We start from the raw sequence: 16,153 nt of genomic DNA, 5'->3' as shown, positions 1-16,153 counted from the left end.
GCGTCCAGCATGATCGGACGCGTGCGGTAGGATAACCACAGGGATCGACATCGATGAGCCTTGCCTACCGCACGCCCGACAGCCGTTTCGCCAACCTGCCGGACTTCCCGTTTCGGCCCAATTACCACACGCTCAGCGAAGGCCTTCGCGTGCATTATGTGGACGAGGGGCCGCGCGATGCGCCCCCCGTCCTGATGATGCATGGCGAGCCGAGCTGGAGCTATCTCTACCGCCACATGATCGGCCCCGTGGTCGAGGCGGGCTATCGCGTGCTCGCGCCCGACCTGATCGGCTTCGGCAAATCGGACAAGCTGACAAAGAAGAGCGCCTATTCCTACGCGCTGCACGTCGCGTGGATGCGCGACTGGCTCGACGCGCTGGAGCTTTCGAACATGGTGCTCACCTGTCAGGACTGGGGCTCGCTGGTCGGGCTGCGGCTGGTGGCGGACATGCCCGACAGGTTCGCTGCCGTCGTGCTCTCGAACGGCGGCCTGCCAGCAGGGGAACCCGCACAGCCTGCGTTCGACAAGTGGCGCAGGTTCTCCCGCTACAGCCCGGTCTTTCCGATCGGCAAAATCATTCAGAAAGCCACAGCGCGCACGCTCAGCAAGGCGGAGGTCGCGGCCTATGATGCGCCCTTCCCCACCCGTGGCAGCAAGGCGGGCGCACGCATCTTCCCCTCGCTCGTCCCGCTGGGTCAGAACGAGGCGGTGCCCGATCAGAGGGCCGCGTGGGAGGTGCTCGACCGGTTCGACAAGCCCTTCACCTGCGCCTTTGCCGACAGGGACCCGATCACGCGCGGCGGCGATGCGAAATTCCGCTCGCGCGTCCCCGGTGCCAAGGGCAATCCGCTGCACCGCACGCTGAAGGGCCATCACTTCATCCAGGAAGACGACCCGGAAGGCTTCGCCTCCGCGATCATCGAAACCGCAATGCGCGCGGGGGTTTAGCGCACCTTACTCCCCTCCCCCTGGGGAGGGGCTGGGGGTGGGGGTTCGGCCCTCGCGGCTTGGAGCGGCCTCACCTCAAGCGCCGTACACCCCCCCCAACCTCCCCCTCAAGGGGGAGGAGCCCAGTCCCTCAAAACTCGACCCGCTTGCCCGCCCAGTCGAAAAGCTGGCCGCTGTCCTCAGGCCCCAACCCATCGAGCACATCCAGCAGATTGCACGCAGCCTGCCCGGACGCGGTCAGCTGGCCTTCGGGCAGATTGGCCTGAAACGGCTCCGACAGCACCGTGTCCACCGTGCCGGGATGCAACGCAACGCACACCGCATGTTTGTGCGTACGCCCCAGCTCGATGGAGAAATTGCGGATCAGCATGTTCAGCGCCGCCTTGCTCGCCCGGTAGGAATGCCAACCCCCGATACGGTTGTCCGAAATCGAGCCGACCCGCGCGGAAAGTGCCGCAAAGATGCTGCGCCGATCGCGCGGCAGCAGCGGGAGGAAATGCTTCGCGACCAGCGCGGGGCCGATCGTGTTGAGATGGAACACCCGCGCCATCGCCTCCGCATCAATCTGCTTGTAACTGCGCTCCGGCCCCGTGCCGTCGGGCAGGGTCAGCAGCCCGCTCGCCACGATCGCACAATCAACCGGCGCGCCGACAGTGTCGGCGGCGGCCGCGATCGTGTCTTCCTCGTCCAGATCGAAACGCACCCATTGCGCCCCGTCGGGCAGGTTTTCGGGCCTAGTGCGCGATGCCGCGAACACGGTGTCGGCCCCGCGCGCGATCAGTTCGGCAACCAGACCCGCGCCGATTCCCCCGCTTGCGCCGAAGATGATCGCGCGATCAATGGCCTGTCCTACTCGCTCCATGTGCCCTAGCCTTTCCACTATGCCCGCCCGATTTTTCCCCGCCCGCCCGGGTCCAACGGCTTTTTCACTCCCTGGACAGTGTGCCAGGTGTGTCAGGGCACACTTTTGTGCGCTTTACGACCCTTGCACCTTGCGCTGCAAACGCTAGGTGAGACGCAAGCAGATTTCAGGACATTGCCATGGCCACCTTCACCCTCCCCAAGAATTCCAAGATCCGTGACAAGGGCGAGGTGCACCGCGCCGCCGAGGGGGCTGGCCGCGTCAAGAAGTTCAAGATCTACCGCTACAACCCGGACAGCGGCAGCAATCCGCATTACGACCGGTTCGAGGTCGATCTGGATGCGTGCGGTCCGATGGTCCTCGACGCGCTGTTCAAGATCAAGAACGAGATCGACCCGACGCTGACCTTCCGTCGTTCCTGCCGTGAAGGCATTTGCGGTTCGTGCGCGATGAACATCAACGGGTCCAACGCGCTCGCCTGCACCACCGCGATCGAGGATCTGAAGGGCGATATCCGCATCACTCCGCTGCCGCACATGGAAGTGGTGAAGGATCTGGTGCCCGATTTCACCCACTTCTACGCGCAATACGCCTCGATCCGTCCCTGGCTGCAGACCGTGACCCCGACGCCGAGCGGCGAGGAACGGCTGCAGAGCCCCGAGCAGCGCGAGCAGCTCGACGGGCTGTACGAGTGCATCCTGTGCGCGTGCTGCTCGACCGCATGCCCGTCCTATTGGTGGAATTCGGACAAGTTCCTCGGCCCGGCGATCCTGCTGCAGGCCTATCGCTGGCTCGCCGACAGCCGCGACGAGATGACCGGCGAACGGCTCGATGCGCTGGAAGACCCGTATCGTCTGTATCGCTGCCACACGATCATGAACTGCGCGAACGTGTGCCCCAAGGGCCTCAGCCCGGCCAAGGCGATCGCCGAAACCAAGAAGATGATGGCCGAGCGCGCGATCTGAATGGAGCGGGTATTCGCGCCGGTCGATTACCACCCGATTCCCGGCGAAGAGGGCTGGTTCAGCTGGAACCTGAAGGACGCGACGCGCTATAACGGCGTGGTCTTCGGGCCGCTGAAGGTTCGCCACGAGCAGGTCGCCGATCGCCGCTATACCCGGCTGCGGATGATTCCGGAGCACAAGCACACCAATATCCAGGACATGGTCCACGGCGCGGTGACGCTGGGCCTGATCGATGTCGCGCTGTTTTCCGGTGCGCAGACGCTGGGCCGCGGGCACGATGGCCCAATGGTGACGCTGGAACTTTCGACGCAGTTCGTCGGCGCAGGCGACAAGACCCGCCCGCTGGATGCGGTGACCGAGCTGGTCCGCGAGACGGGCAAGCTCGCCTTCGTGCGCGGCGAAGTGGTGCAGGACGACGATACCGTCGCCGCCTACTCGGGAATCCTGCGCAAACTCCCTCGTCGGTGAGCTTCTGAGATGACCAACGTCGTTGCGCGATACGAAGAGCTGCTCGCGGCGGGCGAACTGCGCGAAGACGCGGATCAGCGCGCGGCGGTGGAGCGGCTGGCGCAGGTGCAGGAAGCGCTGGAGGAGCACTCCGCCCCCGGCCTGCTCGCACGGCTGCGCGGCCGCAGGAGCGAGCCGGTTCGCGGGCTCTACATGTGGGGCGGCGTCGGGCGCGGCAAGTCGATGCTGATGGACCTGTTCTTCGAATGCCTCGCGATCGAGCGCAAGCGGCGGGTCCATTTCCACGCCTTTATGCTCGAAGTCGACAAGATGATCGGCGAGGAGCGCAAGAAGCAGCAGGAAGGCCCCGTGCGCCGCGTTGCCGCGCGGATTGCCGAGGATGTCCGCTGCCTCGCCTTCGACGAGATGGTGGTCAACAACACCGCCGATGCGGCGATCATGGCGCGGCTGTTCACCCCGCTGATCGAGGATCACGGCGTCACCATCGTCACCACCAGCAACCGCCCGCCGCACGATCTCTACAAGGACGGGCTCAACCGGTCGCTGTTCGTTCCTTTCATCGAACTGATCGAGCGCAAGCTGGATACGCTCTCGCTCGACGGGCCGACCGACTACCGGCTCGACCGGCTGGCTGGCCTCGAAACCTGGCACACGCCGCTGGGCGATGCAGCGACCGCGCAGGTGCGCGAGGCGTTCTTCCGGCTGACCGATTTCGACCCCGACGATGCCGAGCACGTCCCCAGCGGCGAGCTGGACCTTGGCGGCGGGCGCAGCCTGCACGTGCCCAAGAGCCTGAAGGGAGTGGCGGTGTTCAGCTTCAAGCGGCTGTGCGGCGAAAACCGCGGCGCGGCGGACTACCTCACCATCGCGCGAACCTACCACACGGTGATCGTGGTCGGCATTCCGGTTCTGTCACCGGAGAACCGCAACGAGGCGATCCGCTTCACCAAGCTGATCGACGCGCTGTACGAGCATAATGTGAAGCTGTTCGCGACCGCTGCGGCCGATCCCGAAGCGCTCTATCCGTCGGGCGAAGGCAGCTTCGAGTTCGAACGCACCGTCAGCCGCCTGCGCGAAATGCAGAGCGATGACTACATGGCGCGCGGCCACGGGGTCGAATGATGCCGGGTCGGCCCCGGCTGTAGATCAGGCGGGAACGGGCGTGCGCCCAGCGCGCCGCTGTTGTGCTACGAGCCGGCCCATCAGCTTGAGGTCGCGCTCGGTGAGCTTGAGCGCGGTGTCGGCCCACTGTTCGGTGATCTCGTTGAGTTCGGCCAGCGCCAGGTTCCAGGTCCGCTTGGTCGCCTTGCGAGAGCCCAGCAGGCCTGCGTGACGGCGGCTGTTCTTGGTGATGAAGAGTTGCACCGCAGCCTCGCCCTCCCCGTCCGGCACCACCTCGTGCACCAGCCCGATCGCGTGCATCTCTGTCGCGGTGTACGTCCGACCAGAGGTAATCAGCCGCTCCGCCGCGACGGTGCCAATCATCCGGCTGAGGAGCGCGTGCGCGCCCATCCCGGGGAACAGGCCGAACATGATCTCCGGCAAGCCAAAGGTCGCGCTTTCTTCCGCGATGATGAAATCGAACGACAGCAAGGCCTCCAGCCCGCCGCCCAGTGCGGCACCCTGGACCAGGCCGATGGTCAGGATCGGGAGGCCGAGCCCGGCGATATTGCGGTCAAGGATGCGGCAGCAGCGGTGCCCGTAGCTGACCAGCGACTTGCGATCGCCCTCGATGATCAGCTGGCGAAACAGTTCGAGGTCGCCGCCATAGCAGAATACGCCCGGCGCGTGGCTGCCAAGGACCAGGAAACGCAGGTCGTCGGGGCCGAAACTGCCCTCGATCAGATCCTGCCAGTGTTCGAAATCGGCGAGCATGGCGGGGGTGAAGCTGGCCCTGCCCTTAGGCACCATATTGGTCCACAAGGCCTTGGTATCGGCGTCGTATTCGACCCGCAGCCCCTCCAGCGCAAACAGCGCGGGCTGAATATGGGGTGCATCTTCGGCGAGGACCGGATCGCCCGCCTCATCGAGGATGATGTGTCTCTCGAAATTCGTGCTCACGCGATTCATAGAGACCCCCGATTTGCCACCGTACGGGACGCGACGATCCGACCCGTGCTGCAAGTGCTAACCGATGGCCGGAGTCCCCGGCAACGCTTTATTTACCATACTGGCCCATTTTGAATCACTTTTGTGATGGGCCGAGTTTAATTGTTGCTCAAAAGACTCACGCTTTTCTCGAGCATGAGCAATTGCCAAAGCTCGCGCGCATGATCGCGTCGGCCCACGATATGATCTTCCGCCAGCTGCGAAAGCGCAGCCGCGTCGAACCATCCGGTGTCGAGCAACCGCTCGCTGCGCGCCGCCGCACGCGCCGCCTCTTTCAGCTCGCTGCGGAACCATTGCGCGATGGGCAGGACGAAGCCCTGCTTGGGCCGGTACAGGATCTGCTGCGGCAGCGTGTCCTCCATCGCCTGCTTGAGCGCGAGCTTGCCCTGCCCTCCAGAAACCCGCCGCGTCTCGGGCAGGCGCGCGGCGAGTTCGACCAGATGATGGTCCAGCAGCGGCTCACGCGCTTCCAGGCTCACCGCCATGCTGGTCCGGTCGACCTTGGTCAGGATGTCGCCCGGCAGCCAGAACTTGAGGTCGGCATATTGCGCCCGGTCGAGCCCGCTGCGCGCCGGTGCATTGCGCATCAGCTCGATCAGCGGTTGTTCGGCACGATAGCCGCCCAGATCGCGCTTCATCGCGGGCGAGAAGATCCGCCCGCGAAGTTCGGGGCTCATCACGCCGAGCGAACGCGCGTACGCTTCCTCCCCCGACAGGGCGAGCGACTGCAGCGTGGTCTTGGCGCGCAAGGGGCGCGGAGCCCAGTCCGCCTTGGGATAGAGCGCGGCGAGCGGGCCGAACACTGCGCGTCTGAGCGGCAGCGGCAGTGCACCGCGCGCGCGCTCCTCGGCGGCATGGAACACGTGGCGACGATAGCCCGCAAAGGCCTCGTCCGCGCCGTCGCCCGACAGCGCCACGGTCACATGCTCGCGTGCAAGCGCGCAGACCGCGGCGGTCGGCAAGGCGGAGGCATCGGCGAAGGGCTCGTCGAACATCGCCGCCAGCGCGTCGATCCGGTCGAACATCGCCGGGTCCACGATCCGTTCGTGATGCGCGGTGCCGAATTGTTCGGCGATCAGCCGTGCGTGCGCCGTCTCGTCCAGATCCGCCACGTCGAACCCGATCGAGCAGGTGGTGACCGGATGGCTCGCGCGATCGGCCATCAACGCGACCACGGCGGAACTGTCGACCCCGCCGGAGAGGAACGCGCCGATCGGCACGTCACTGACCATGCGCGATGCAACCGCGGTGCCGAGCTGCGCCCGCAGCGCCTCGGCCTCGTCCACCGCCGGCATCGTCTCGCGCTGTTCGAAACTGATGTCGTACCAGCACACCGGCGGATGCGGTGGCTTGCCGTGTTCGACGATGCGGTAGTGGCCGGCGGGCAGCTTATCGACGCCTGCCAGCATTGAACGATGATCGGGCACGTAGCCCCACGCGAAGTAATCCTCGATCGCCAGCGGATCGATCGTCCGGTCGAGCGCGGGATGCGCCAGCAGGCCCTTCAGTTCCGAGGCAAAGGCAAACGTGCCGCCCGGCAGCAGTGCAGTGAACAGCGGCTTCACCCCGAACCGGTCGCGCGCAAGGAATAGCTGGCGGCGCTCGCGATCATACAGCGCGAAGGCGAACATGCCGTCGAAACGGGCGAGACAATCCGGCCCCCACTGCCGCCACGCGGCGAGGATCACCTCGGTATCGCCTTCGGTGCGGAAGGCATGGCCAAGCCCGGCCAGCTCGCTGCGCAGCGCGCGGTAATTGTAGATCTCGCCATTGAACACGATTGTCGCGCGTGCGTCCGGCGAATGCATCGGCTGCGGCGATCCGGCGACGTCGATTACCGACAGGCGGCGGTGCGCCAGCCCTATGCCGTCATCGCACCACAGCCCCGCGCCGTCCGGCCCGCGGTGAACCATCCGGTCGCGCATCCGCACCAGCAGATCGCGATCGATCTGGGCATGCGCTCCCCGCGCGAACAGACCGGCGATCCCGCACATGCGACGCGGCCTAGCGGGTCTGGCTGCGCTGGACCAGCGCGGCAGGGCCACCGGCGGCGCTGACGAACGCCTGCAGCGCGGGAGCAGCGCCGGGTTCGGGGGCGGAGACGATCACGATCCAGCGCGGCTCTGCCCGCAAGCGCAGCCGGTCGCCCAGCGTGGAGATGCGGAACAGCAGCGGATTGGCCTGGCTGGTTCCATTGGTGACGAAGCCGGTCCACGCCACACGCCGGTCGCGGCCATAGGCCATCAGCCGATCGCCCCGCATGGCGTCGAGCGCAGGCGCAGCCTCGACATGGCGCCACGGCGTCTCAGGCGGCACCGCGCCCTCTTCGCCCACAGTGGGATCGGCGTCGCCGGTATAGGCGGCGATGTAGAGGTCCACGAAACGCCCCTCCTGATCGCGATATCGGGTCAGCAGGATCGCGCTCGCCGCCTTCCCCGCCGGACGCCATTCGGGCGTCGCGGGATCGGCCACTTGCGTCCAGCCCGGCACTTGCGGCGCGCGCAGCGCGGGCACGTTCGCCGCACTCGATGTCGCGAGCGCACTCCACATGCCGACCAGCACGATGGCCGAGATCAGCAGCGGGGCGAGCGTGGTCGCGGACAGCGAATGACGCTCCAGCTTCGCAACCAGCGGATGCTCCGCGAGCCGCGCGGCGCTGAGCGCCTCGGCATCGGGATCGCGGTCGAACCAGCGCCACGCGAGCGCCAGCACCAGCGCGACGACGACGGCGAAGAAGACCCAGCCGTAGATGATGTGATCGACCCCGCCTGCGCGCTCTGCCCCGATCACCTGCGCGATCGCGATGGTGCCCCAGGCACGCACGCCATTGGCGAGGATCGGCACCACCACGCACAGCGCCATCAGCGCGATCCGGCGCGGCCAGCGCTCCATCCCGATCTTCGCGGCGAGCACGCCCAGCGTGATCATGGCGACCACGAACTGCACGCCCGCACAGGCCGCCGCGACCTCGAACAGGCCCGCAGGCGTATCGATGAACACACCGTCGATATGCGCCTCGATCCCGCTCAGGTGGGTCAGCGCGATGACGATATCGGCGGTGAGCATCTGCAACGGCGGGACGATTTCCTCCCCGAACGGTACCAGGAACACCGCGAAGGCGAGCGGGAACAGCAGCACCGCGCCAGCACGCGGGCCCAGCAGCGTCAGCGTCGCCGCCTGCAGCAGCATCACCGCCCCCACCTGCGCCACGATATTGAGCGAGATCAGCGATCCGACCAGCCACACCGCCAGCGCGACCAGCATGAGGAACAGGCCCGGCCACCAGCCGCGCGGTTCGATCTGCGCGAGCGCTGCGCGGCGGTTCCACACCAGCCAGCCGATGATCGGCGGCACGAACAGGATGTGCTGATAGGCGGACACGGTCAGCCACTGATGGGCCATTGCGAACCACTGGCCGCCGGTCAGCAGCAACGCCGCGGCCCAGACCAGCGCCAGCCAGCCGAGCGCTTTCGCCCAAGCGGCGGGAACGCGCGACAGGGTGGCGGCGATCGGCGAGTGTCTGGGGTTGCGGATCAGTTCAGGCGGCATCGCGCACCGGGTCCGCATCGGACGGACGCAGCAACTGTGGCAGCCCGGCGAGCATTGCTGGCCAGCTCTGCTCGTTCAGCACGAATTCGCGCGCCGCCGCGCCCATCCCGCGGGCCTTGTCGGCATCATCGATCAGCGCGAGCGCGCGGCCGATCATCATTCGGTCACCCTCGGCGACCGCGAAATGCCTGCCATCCTCGGCCTCGATCCCCGTCGCCGCCTCGGGCGAGACGAGCACGGGCCTCGCCATCGCCATCGCTTCGAGCACCTTGTTCTGGATGCCGCGCGCGATGGTCAGCGGCGCGGCGACGATGTCCGCTTCGGCAAGGTATGGCCGCACATCGGCGACCTCACCCCACACGGTCACCCCGGTATGCTTGCCCAGCGCCTTCACAGCCGGGGTCGGCGCGCGGCCGACGATGTGGAACTCTGCACCGGGGTGCACGTCGCGGATGCCCGGCAGAATGCGCTGCACCATGCGCTCCACCGCAGAGACATTGGGCGCGTAGTCCATCTGTCCGGTAAAGACGATGTTCGGCCCCGGTCCGTAGAGCGTGGGTTGCGGCGGGCACGCGTCGGGCGCGAAGAACTGCGCGTCGATCCCGTTGCGCATCACCCTCAGATCGATGTGGTTCATGCTCGAGACGCGGGTGCGAAACAGGTTCGCCTCGTTCTCGCTGATCAGCAGAGTGGTGTCCGCCATGCGGGCGAAGCGCTCCTCCGCCGCCGCGAGCAGCCGTGCTTCACGCGCGTGGACCCAAGCCCTGGGGCCGTGTCCGGCCTCGCCATAGGCTTCGAACTTGGCGCTATCGACGTCGCACAGGTCGAGCACGGTGCGGCCCGGGAAATGGACCGGCACATATTGCGCCATCTGCCCGGAAAAGACGTAGATCGCGTCGATCGGTCGGTAATGCAGCACCTGCTTCACCCACTGGCGCAGCCCCTCGTTCGCAAAGGCGGAGAGGCTGACCGGGTGCCCCTTCGCCATCGCCTCTGCCGCGGCGAGCATGTCGTGCTTGCGCCGGGGGACGAGATGATGGCTCCCCGCGATGCCGGAAAGGAACTGGTCGCCATAGCCCGACCCATCGTCGAACGTGCCGACATGCACGGGGCCGAGCGCGGCGAGCGCGCGCAGCACGTTGTGGGAGCGGATCTTGTCCCCCCGATCGGGCGGGAACGGCACGCGATGGGCCAGGAACAGGGTTTCGCCCGTCATGCCAGCCCCCTTGCAATGACCGGCCCGATCGCGTTGGCGACCGGCAGCGGCAGCTTCTTCCACAGGTCGATCTTGCGGCTATAGGCCTCGCTCGTCGGGTCGACATCGCGCGGCGCTGCCCCCGGCGCGCTCCACCGCGCATAGGTGATCGGCTCGGGCGCAAAGCCCCAGTTCTTCTTGTAATTCCACGGCCCGCTGCCGGTCTTGGAACGCCCAAAGTCGAACCGGGTGCAGGCCTTCTCCCCGCGCGCGTGACACATCAGCGCATAATACATCCGCTCGTTCGCGCGGGTCGCGCGTGCACGCCAGACGCCGCCGCCCCAGAACGGATAGGCGATGCCCTGGTGGTAGAGCGTCAGGACGCTGGCGAGCGGCGCATCGCCGTCCCACACGGTCAGGATGTCGGCGCTCTCGCCAAACCCGTCCAGCACCGCGTCGAACAGCCTGCGCGGGAAAACCGGGGTGCCGAGATTGTGAACGCTGGCAGCGTAGCACGCGTAATGCGCCGCGCGGTCGGGTTCGTCCGACCCCACGGTGACGTGCAGCTCGCCCTGAAGGCTCTTGCGGACCTCGGCGCGCTGCTTGCGCGGGATCGCGAGCAATTGCGCTTCGTCGTCTTCCGCCAGATCGCACACGAAGCCCGAGTGCTTGCCGGTCACCGCATCCCATCCGCTGGGCACGGTGCCGCCGCGCAGCTCGACCTCTTCGCAGCACAGCCGTTCGGCCAGCTCGCCCACCGCATGGGCAAGCGCGGCTTCGCTACCCGGATCGATAGCGAGGATACCGCCATCGACCGCAAAGCCGCTAGAGATCAGCGCGCGGCCGAACAGCGGTGAACGCAATATAGTCAGCGGCAGCCAGCCGGTGATCCGCCCCGCCCGCTCCGCCAGCAGACCGCAGGCCTGCTGGCCCGTGCCACGCTCGACTGCGTTCAGCCAGCTAGGCAGATGGAACGGACTGCCGCGCTGCTCTTCCACGAAAGCGGCAATCCGCCGTACTTCTTCGGCATTGTGCAGATCGACCCGGGTGACCGTGTCGGCTGCGCGAGCGTCAGGGGCGAAGGGCGCGTTCATGCAGCCTCCCGCGCGCTTTCCAGTTGCACGACCTCGTCCACCCGGCCCCATGCGAAGTCGCGCAGCAGCCGTTCGAGCTTGGCCTCCATCCGGGTAAGATTGGTGTAGTGCCGCAAGCGCGAACGCAGCGGGGCATCGGCCACGCGCGGCTGGCCGGGATCGACCTCCCACGGGTGGAAATAGAACACCGCCGGGCGCGCGTCGTCACGGTTGACCTGCGCGATCGCCCAGCGGGAGAAGCCGTAGGGCAGCGTGCGGAAAAACCCGCCCCCGCCTGCCGCCAGCCTCCGCTTGCCGAGCATCGCGGTGGTCACCGGCAATTCGATCATCGCGGCCCCCGCAACCGGGCGGAAGGCAAAGCGCGGCGCATCGCACCAGCCGTAGTGGTCGTGCGCGATCGGCGCGACGCTGGAGGAGTAGATGTAGCCCTGTGCCGCCAGTTCCTCATGCGCCCAAGGGTTGCGTGCATCGATCGAGAAACTGGGCGCGCGATAGCCGGTCACTTTCGTGCCGCTGGTATCTTCAAGGATGGCGCGCGACTTCTTCAGGTCTTCCGCGAATTCCTCGCGGGAGAAGGTGAAGACCCGCTGGTGGTCGTAACCATGGCTGGCGACCTCGTGCCCGGCATCGGCAATCGCGCGGATCGCGTGCGGCACGCGCTCGGCAACCCACCCCAGCGTGAAGAACGTCGCCTTGACCCCCGCGCGATCGAACAGCGCGAGGACCCGTTCGACATTGCGCTCCACGCGCAGCTCGCAGCCGTCCCAGTAGCCGCGCGCGATCGTGTTCTCGAACGCGCCGACCTGGAACCAGTCTTCGACATCGACCGACAGGCCGTTGACGATCCGGTCCGGCGCGGGCCGCGGATGCCGGGCAGGCGCGAGGTCCATCCTAGGCGGCCTTTCTGCCGTCCTTGTCGAGCCATTCGATCAGCAGCTGGAGGAGGTAGTGTACGCTCTGCTCCTGCTCTTCGAGCCGGGCCTCCAGTGCCTCGACCCGTTTGGCGAGATCGCCCTCGGTGCTGGCCGATCCTTCGATCGCGCGCGAGAGCATGGCGATCGCCGCCCGCAGATCGGACTTCTCGTCTTCATGCTCGGGGCGCTCGGTCGAAGCGGTGGGCGAAGGTGCCGGTGTCGGTGCTGGTGTCGGAGCGGGCGCTGGCGAATGCTCGGGCGGCCGCTGTGCCGGCGGCGGGGGAGGAGGCGGGGCGGAAAGCTCCGCCGCGGGATTGGCGAAAAGACGCTGGCCGGTTTCGCCAATGTCCGGACGGTTGTCGCGGGCCATCTCCTCGACCACCTGGTCCAGCATCGCGCAGTCGATCTGGCTGCGCTGCTCGACCGCGCCCATCAGCAGCAGGCGCGTAGCGATCTGGTTGACCCGGCGCGGAATCCCGCCGCTCGCCTCGTGGATCTTCGCGAAAATCTTGGGGTCGAAGGAAGGATAGCCCGTCCAGTTCACCAGCGACAGGCGGTGCTCGATATACGGCGCGACCTCGTGCACCTCCATCGGGGTCAGGTGGTGTGCCGCGATCACGCGCTGGCGCAGCTGTTCCAGCCGGTCGTGCTGGGCCAGCGTCTGCTTGAATTCCGGCTGGCCGAGCAGCAGCTGCTGCAGCAGCGGGTGCGAGCCCAGCTGGAAGTTGGACATCATCCGCAGCTCTTCGAGCGCTTCAAAACTGAGGTTCTGCGCCTCGTCGACGATCAGCAGGCAGCGACGGCCATCGCGCGCTTCCTCGTGCAGGAAAGACTCGATCGAACCCAGCGCGCTGGCCTTGTCCTGCCCGGCGACATCCAGCCCGAAGCTTTGCGCGACAAGATGAACCAGCTCGGACCCGTCCAGATTGCTGGTGACGACCTGACCGACGGTCATCTGGTCGGGATCGACCTTCTTCATCAGGTGGGCGACCATCGTCGACTTGCCCGCCCCGATCTCCCCAGTGATGACGATGAATCCCTCGCCCTGCGCCATCCCGTAGCCGAGATAGCTCAACGCCTTCCGATGCGTGATGCTCTCGAAATAGAACGCCGGGTCGGGCGTGAGCTGAAATGGTCGGCCGGAGAAACCGTAATACTGGTCGAACATGATGCGGTACGGGTCCCTGGGTAACTAGAAGTCGTAACGCAGGCCCAGCAGGGCCGACGCGTTGGTTTCGTTGAGCAGATCGCTGTCGACCGTATCGACAGAGACCGCAGCGCGCGCAGACAGGTTGCGCCACAGCGTGCGGCTGTAGGCCGCCGATGCGCCCAGCAGAAGCGCATCGTTCAGCTCGCTCGTCCCCTCGTCGAGGTAACTCGCGTAGCCCGCCACGCTGAACGCGGCAAACGGGCCGAGCGGCGCGCCGATGCTGACATTGGCGTAATAGCTCTGGTCGACGATATCGTTCGCCGCCTCAAGTACCGTGCCGTCGGCGCCGAAATAGGTCCGCCGGTCGTAGCCGATGCTCATCGCGGTGGTGATCCGGCCCTGCGTGGTCGAATAGCCCAGGTTGACGCCCCGGTTGCGGAAGATCGCGCTGCGCACGGAGGACAGCGCCCCGCCAAGGCAGTTGGCCGATCCGTCCGCCCCGCTGCCGGTGACGCAGCCGGTGAAATTGCCGGTCAGCGGATTGCGTGTGGCAACGAAGCCGCTCGGCAGATTGGCCAGCGAATTGGTGATCGCACCGCCGAAGCCGCTGATCGTGTTGTAGACATTCGCGCTCACCGAAGTGCGCGACGAAGGCTGCCAGCTGAACGTACCGTAATAGGTGTCGCTGTCGTAGCGGCGGCCATAATGCGCCTCCAGCTGGGTGCGGCGCGAAGGCTTCCACACCACGCCGACATCCCAGATCAGCCCTTCGGTCTCGAACGCGATCCTGCGCGGGCCGCTGGTGTCGGTCTCGAACCGGCCATCCTCGCCGACCACCGGATCGCCATTGGCATCGCGCACGACATCGCGGTTGGCGACCTGGACATATTCGTAGCCGACCCCCCCAACCGCGGCGAGACCGGGCGCGAGCGGCACGGTGACATCGCCACGCCCATAGAAGTCGCGCACGCGCTGATCGGAATTGGAGACCTCTTCCTGATAGGCGCCGCCGCCCACCGCCACGCCGACCGGCAGCACGGTACGCGGGGCGACGCCGACGCGGGCATTGGCGGAGTGGACGATGCTTTCCTGCGCAACGTCGATCGGGGTGACGGTCGCATCGACCACGCCCACTCCGGGCTCTTCCACCCGGTTGTAACCGAAGCGGTAATTGGCCGACACGTCGGCCACGCCCACCTTGGTCGACACGTTCGGCCCGGCATAGACGGAATAGACCCGCGATTCGCTGTCCGGGTCGATCGGCTGGCCGCTGGCGATCGCCGCGCCGCCGCCGCCTTCCACGCGGCTGCGCGCGGCAAGCCCGCCCGCCTCCAGCGTGATGCCCGGTGCCGCCGCGACGTATCCGCGTGCGACGCCGGTCACGCTGTCGCCGTCCGAGACATCGCCCGACAGATCGTCGCCATAGCTGATCACCCGGTCATACCGCAGAGAGACGGAGCCGCCCGCGCGGCGTCCCTGCACCGACGCATCGACCCCGGCGGCAACCCCGCCATAAACGGCCGTCTCGCTGTCCGGATTGATCCGCTGGGTGACGATCTGGTTGGCTTCGATATAAGGGTCGATCCGCAGACGCTGACGTTCGGGCGCACCGCTGGGGCGCGCACTGCCGCGATCGCCATCGGCATCCTGTGCCTCGACATCGCCGGCATAGCCATCCGGATAGGCGGGTGCGGGCTGCAACTCTCCGCCGCCGCTGCTGGTGACTTCGTCGTCGCTCCAGCCATATTGCGCCAGCGCGGGGGCAGGCAGCATCGCGCCGGCGCACAGCAGTGCGGCCACGGCGGAGATGCGGTTCATGGGGGAATACCTCATCCGTAGTAACTCCCGAAACGGCGACCGCTTGGGCTGAAATTGGCGCCATTGAGCACCAGCTTGATATCCGGGCAGGCCGACAGCAGCTGCGCTGCATCTTCCAGCGCGGTCTTGCCGGTGCGGTCCGCGCGCGCGACCAGGATCGTCTGGCCGACATGCTTGGCGATTTCGGCGGCGGGCGAAGCGGCGAGCGCAGGCGGGCTGTCGATCAGCACGATCCGGTTGGGCGCCTGCGCGGTCAGCCGTTCGAACACCTCGGCGGTACGGCGGCTAGACAGCGCCTCGCTCGCGTGGCTGGACTGGCGGCCCGGGGGCAGCACCCACAATCCGTCGATATCGGTTTGCAGCACGTGGCTTTCGACGCGTGCCTGATCATTGGCGAGCACGTCCATCAGCCCGGCACGTTCAGGCAGGCCGAGTACCCGCTTGACCGAAGGATTGGCCAGATCGGCATCGATCAGGACCACTTCGAGATCGCGCTCCGCCGCCAGCGACAGCGCCAGATTGACCGCGCAGAAGGTCTTGCCCTCGTTCTCGTGCGGCGAGGTGATCAAGATGCGGCGCGCGGCGGCGGTGCCCGCCAGCCGGACCGCGTCGAGGATCTGGCGCTTCACTATGCGGAATTCCTCCGCCAGCGCGGATGCCTGCCCCTCGGGATCGATAAACCCGGCCTTGCGCAGCGATGCGAAGTCGACCTCGACCCGCTCGCCCGCCAGCGCGATCGGGTTGGCGGTGCCATCAATCACCGCAGGCGGCGGTGCGGAGGGCTGTGCCGGGACCGGCAGGCTGGCCTCTTTACGCGCCGCTTCGACCGACATCTCGACCGGCGCGGGAGCGGGCGCGGGCGTCGCCTTAGGTGCAGGCGCGGGTGCGGGCGTACCCGTCTTGCGCAGCGGACGCGCGCGCTTCATCGGCACGTCGTCGAAGCTGCGCGGCATCGGGGCTGCGCCCAGATTGCTCAGGCCGAACGCGCCACTTGCGCGCTCCAGCAGCGAGCTCTTCTCTTCCTCACCACCGTCGGGCTTGGGCGGTTTGATGGGGTTATGCTCGGTCATCGGCGGGTC

Annotated in this window: 14 protein-coding genes; 4 read left to right on the top strand and 10 right to left on the bottom strand. The window is 67.0% G+C overall.

The window, feature by feature from the left end; all coding sequences use genetic code 11:
- Positions 1 to 53: 53 nt before the first annotated feature.
- Positions 54 to 950 carry a haloalkane dehalogenase gene (locus KYN89_RS01930; RefSeq protein ID WP_222823560.1) on the top strand — a complete coding sequence of 299 codons (897 nt, stop codon included), beginning with the start codon at positions 54 to 56 and terminating at the stop codon, positions 948 to 950.
- Positions 951 to 1,080: 130 nt separating this feature from the next.
- Here the strand turns inward: KYN89_RS01930 and KYN89_RS01925 are convergent, their stop codons facing one another.
- Positions 1,081 to 1,812: an SDR family NAD(P)-dependent oxidoreductase gene (locus tag KYN89_RS01925; RefSeq protein ID WP_222823559.1), complete on the bottom strand. Its 732-nt coding sequence runs from the start codon at positions 1,810 to 1,812 to the stop codon at positions 1,081 to 1,083.
- Between the two features lie 179 nt (positions 1,813 to 1,991).
- Between KYN89_RS01925 and KYN89_RS01920 the strand changes: the two genes are divergently transcribed.
- From KYN89_RS01920 to zapE, 3 genes are read left to right on the top strand one after another with little or no spacing between them, the layout of a single operon-like run.
- The gene (locus tag KYN89_RS01920; RefSeq protein WP_010237493.1) at positions 1,992 to 2,777 is read left to right on the top strand and encodes a succinate dehydrogenase iron-sulfur subunit; all 786 of its coding nucleotides are present in this window, start codon (positions 1,992 to 1,994) and stop codon (positions 2,775 to 2,777) included.
- Positions 2,778 to 3,245, top strand: coding sequence for a PaaI family thioesterase (locus KYN89_RS01915; protein WP_222823558.1), 468 nt, complete (start codon positions 2,778 to 2,780; stop codon positions 3,243 to 3,245).
- Positions 3,246 to 3,254: 9 nt separating this feature from the next.
- Positions 3,255 to 4,367 carry a cell division protein ZapE gene (gene zapE / locus KYN89_RS01910; RefSeq protein ID WP_222823557.1) on the top strand — a complete coding sequence of 371 codons (1,113 nt, stop codon included), beginning with the start codon at positions 3,255 to 3,257 and terminating at the stop codon, positions 4,365 to 4,367.
- Positions 4,368 to 4,391: 24 nt separating this feature from the next.
- Here zapE and KYN89_RS01905 read toward each other — a convergent pair whose 3' ends face one another.
- From KYN89_RS01905 to KYN89_RS01865, 9 genes are all read right to left on the bottom strand, one after another.
- Positions 4,392 to 5,315: a crotonase/enoyl-CoA hydratase family protein gene (locus KYN89_RS01905; protein WP_222823556.1), complete on the bottom strand. Its 924-nt coding sequence runs from the start codon at positions 5,313 to 5,315 to the stop codon at positions 4,392 to 4,394.
- Between the two features lie 137 nt (positions 5,316 to 5,452).
- Positions 5,453 to 7,348, bottom strand: coding sequence for an XrtA/PEP-CTERM system amidotransferase (locus KYN89_RS01900; RefSeq protein ID WP_222823555.1), 1,896 nt, complete (start codon positions 7,346 to 7,348; stop codon positions 5,453 to 5,455).
- Positions 7,349 to 7,358: 10 nt separating this feature from the next.
- Positions 7,359 to 8,921, bottom strand: a complete 1,563-nt coding sequence (xrtA, locus tag KYN89_RS01895) for an exosortase A (protein WP_248284942.1) — start codon at positions 8,919 to 8,921, stop codon at positions 7,359 to 7,361.
- Positions 8,893 to 10,119, bottom strand: a complete 1,227-nt coding sequence (locus KYN89_RS01890; RefSeq protein ID WP_222823554.1) for a TIGR03087 family PEP-CTERM/XrtA system glycosyltransferase — start codon at positions 10,117 to 10,119, stop codon at positions 8,893 to 8,895. The genes xrtA and KYN89_RS01890 overlap by 29 nt, the downstream gene beginning before the upstream one ends.
- A complete protein-coding gene (locus tag KYN89_RS01885) occupies positions 10,116 to 11,192 on the bottom strand; it encodes a FemAB family XrtA/PEP-CTERM system-associated protein (protein WP_222823553.1) in 1,077 nt (358 codons plus the stop codon). The genes KYN89_RS01890 and KYN89_RS01885 overlap by 4 nt, the downstream gene beginning before the upstream one ends.
- Positions 11,189 to 12,082 carry an XrtA system polysaccharide deacetylase gene (locus KYN89_RS01880; RefSeq protein ID WP_222823552.1) on the bottom strand — a complete coding sequence of 298 codons (894 nt, stop codon included), beginning with the start codon at positions 12,080 to 12,082 and terminating at the stop codon, positions 11,189 to 11,191. The genes KYN89_RS01885 and KYN89_RS01880 overlap by 4 nt, the downstream gene beginning before the upstream one ends.
- Before the next feature lies 1 nt (position 12,083).
- Positions 12,084 to 13,274, bottom strand: a complete 1,191-nt coding sequence (locus tag KYN89_RS01875) for an XrtA/PEP-CTERM system-associated ATPase (RefSeq protein WP_222823551.1) — start codon at positions 13,272 to 13,274, stop codon at positions 12,084 to 12,086.
- Positions 13,275 to 13,298: 24 nt separating this feature from the next.
- Complete coding sequence (locus KYN89_RS01870) at positions 13,299 to 15,074, bottom strand: preprotein translocase subunit YajC (protein WP_222823550.1); 1,776 nt, start codon at positions 15,072 to 15,074, stop codon at positions 13,299 to 13,301.
- Positions 15,075 to 15,085: 11 nt separating this feature from the next.
- The gene (locus tag KYN89_RS01865) at positions 15,086 to 16,144 is read right to left on the bottom strand and encodes a P-loop NTPase family protein (protein ID WP_222823549.1); all 1,059 of its coding nucleotides are present in this window, start codon (positions 16,142 to 16,144) and stop codon (positions 15,086 to 15,088) included.
- Between the last annotated feature and the right edge of the window lie 9 nt (positions 16,145 to 16,153).

The organism is Alteriqipengyuania abyssalis, from assembly GCF_019857185.1.
In the GTDB taxonomy this organism is placed as follows: Bacteria; Pseudomonadota; Alphaproteobacteria; order Sphingomonadales; family Sphingomonadaceae; genus Alteriqipengyuania; species Alteriqipengyuania abyssalis.
Note: the sequence above shows the minus strand (reverse complement) of the source record. Positions and strands in the feature narration are given on the sequence as shown.

Excerpts from the sequence above, each read along its gene's own strand:
- KYN89_RS01890 (WP_222823554.1), bottom strand. The coding sequence starts at position 10,119 with ATGACGGGCGAAACCCTGTTCCTGGCCCATCGCGTGCCGTTCCCGCCC.
- KYN89_RS01925 (WP_222823559.1), bottom strand. The coding sequence starts at position 1,812 with ATGGAGCGAGTAGGACAGGCCATTGATCGCGCGATCATCTTCGGCGCA.
- KYN89_RS01920 (WP_010237493.1), top strand. The coding sequence starts at position 1,992 with ATGGCCACCTTCACCCTCCCCAAGAATTCCAAGATCCGTGACAAGGGC.
- KYN89_RS01870 (WP_222823550.1), bottom strand. The coding sequence starts at position 15,074 with ATGAACCGCATCTCCGCCGTGGCCGCACTGCTGTGCGCCGGCGCGATG.
- KYN89_RS01885 (WP_222823553.1), bottom strand. The coding sequence starts at position 11,192 with ATGAACGCGCCCTTCGCCCCTGACGCTCGCGCAGCCGACACGGTCACC.
- KYN89_RS01905 (WP_222823556.1), bottom strand. The coding sequence starts at position 5,315 with ATGAATCGCGTGAGCACGAATTTCGAGAGACACATCATCCTCGATGAG.
- KYN89_RS01915 (WP_222823558.1), top strand. The coding sequence starts at position 2,778 with ATGGAGCGGGTATTCGCGCCGGTCGATTACCACCCGATTCCCGGCGAA.
- KYN89_RS01865 (WP_222823549.1), bottom strand. The coding sequence starts at position 16,144 with ATGACCGAGCATAACCCCATCAAACCGCCCAAGCCCGACGGTGGTGAG.
- KYN89_RS01875 (WP_222823551.1), bottom strand. The coding sequence starts at position 13,274 with ATGTTCGACCAGTATTACGGTTTCTCCGGCCGACCATTTCAGCTCACG.
- zapE (WP_222823557.1), top strand. The coding sequence starts at position 3,255 with ATGACCAACGTCGTTGCGCGATACGAAGAGCTGCTCGCGGCGGGCGAA.
- KYN89_RS01880 (WP_222823552.1), bottom strand. The coding sequence starts at position 12,082 with ATGGACCTCGCGCCTGCCCGGCATCCGCGGCCCGCGCCGGACCGGATC.
- KYN89_RS01900 (WP_222823555.1), bottom strand. The coding sequence starts at position 7,348 with ATGTGCGGGATCGCCGGTCTGTTCGCGCGGGGAGCGCATGCCCAGATC.
- xrtA (WP_248284942.1), bottom strand. The coding sequence starts at position 8,921 with ATGCGGACCCGGTGCGCGATGCCGCCTGAACTGATCCGCAACCCCAGA.
- KYN89_RS01930 (WP_222823560.1), top strand. The coding sequence starts at position 54 with ATGAGCCTTGCCTACCGCACGCCCGACAGCCGTTTCGCCAACCTGCCG.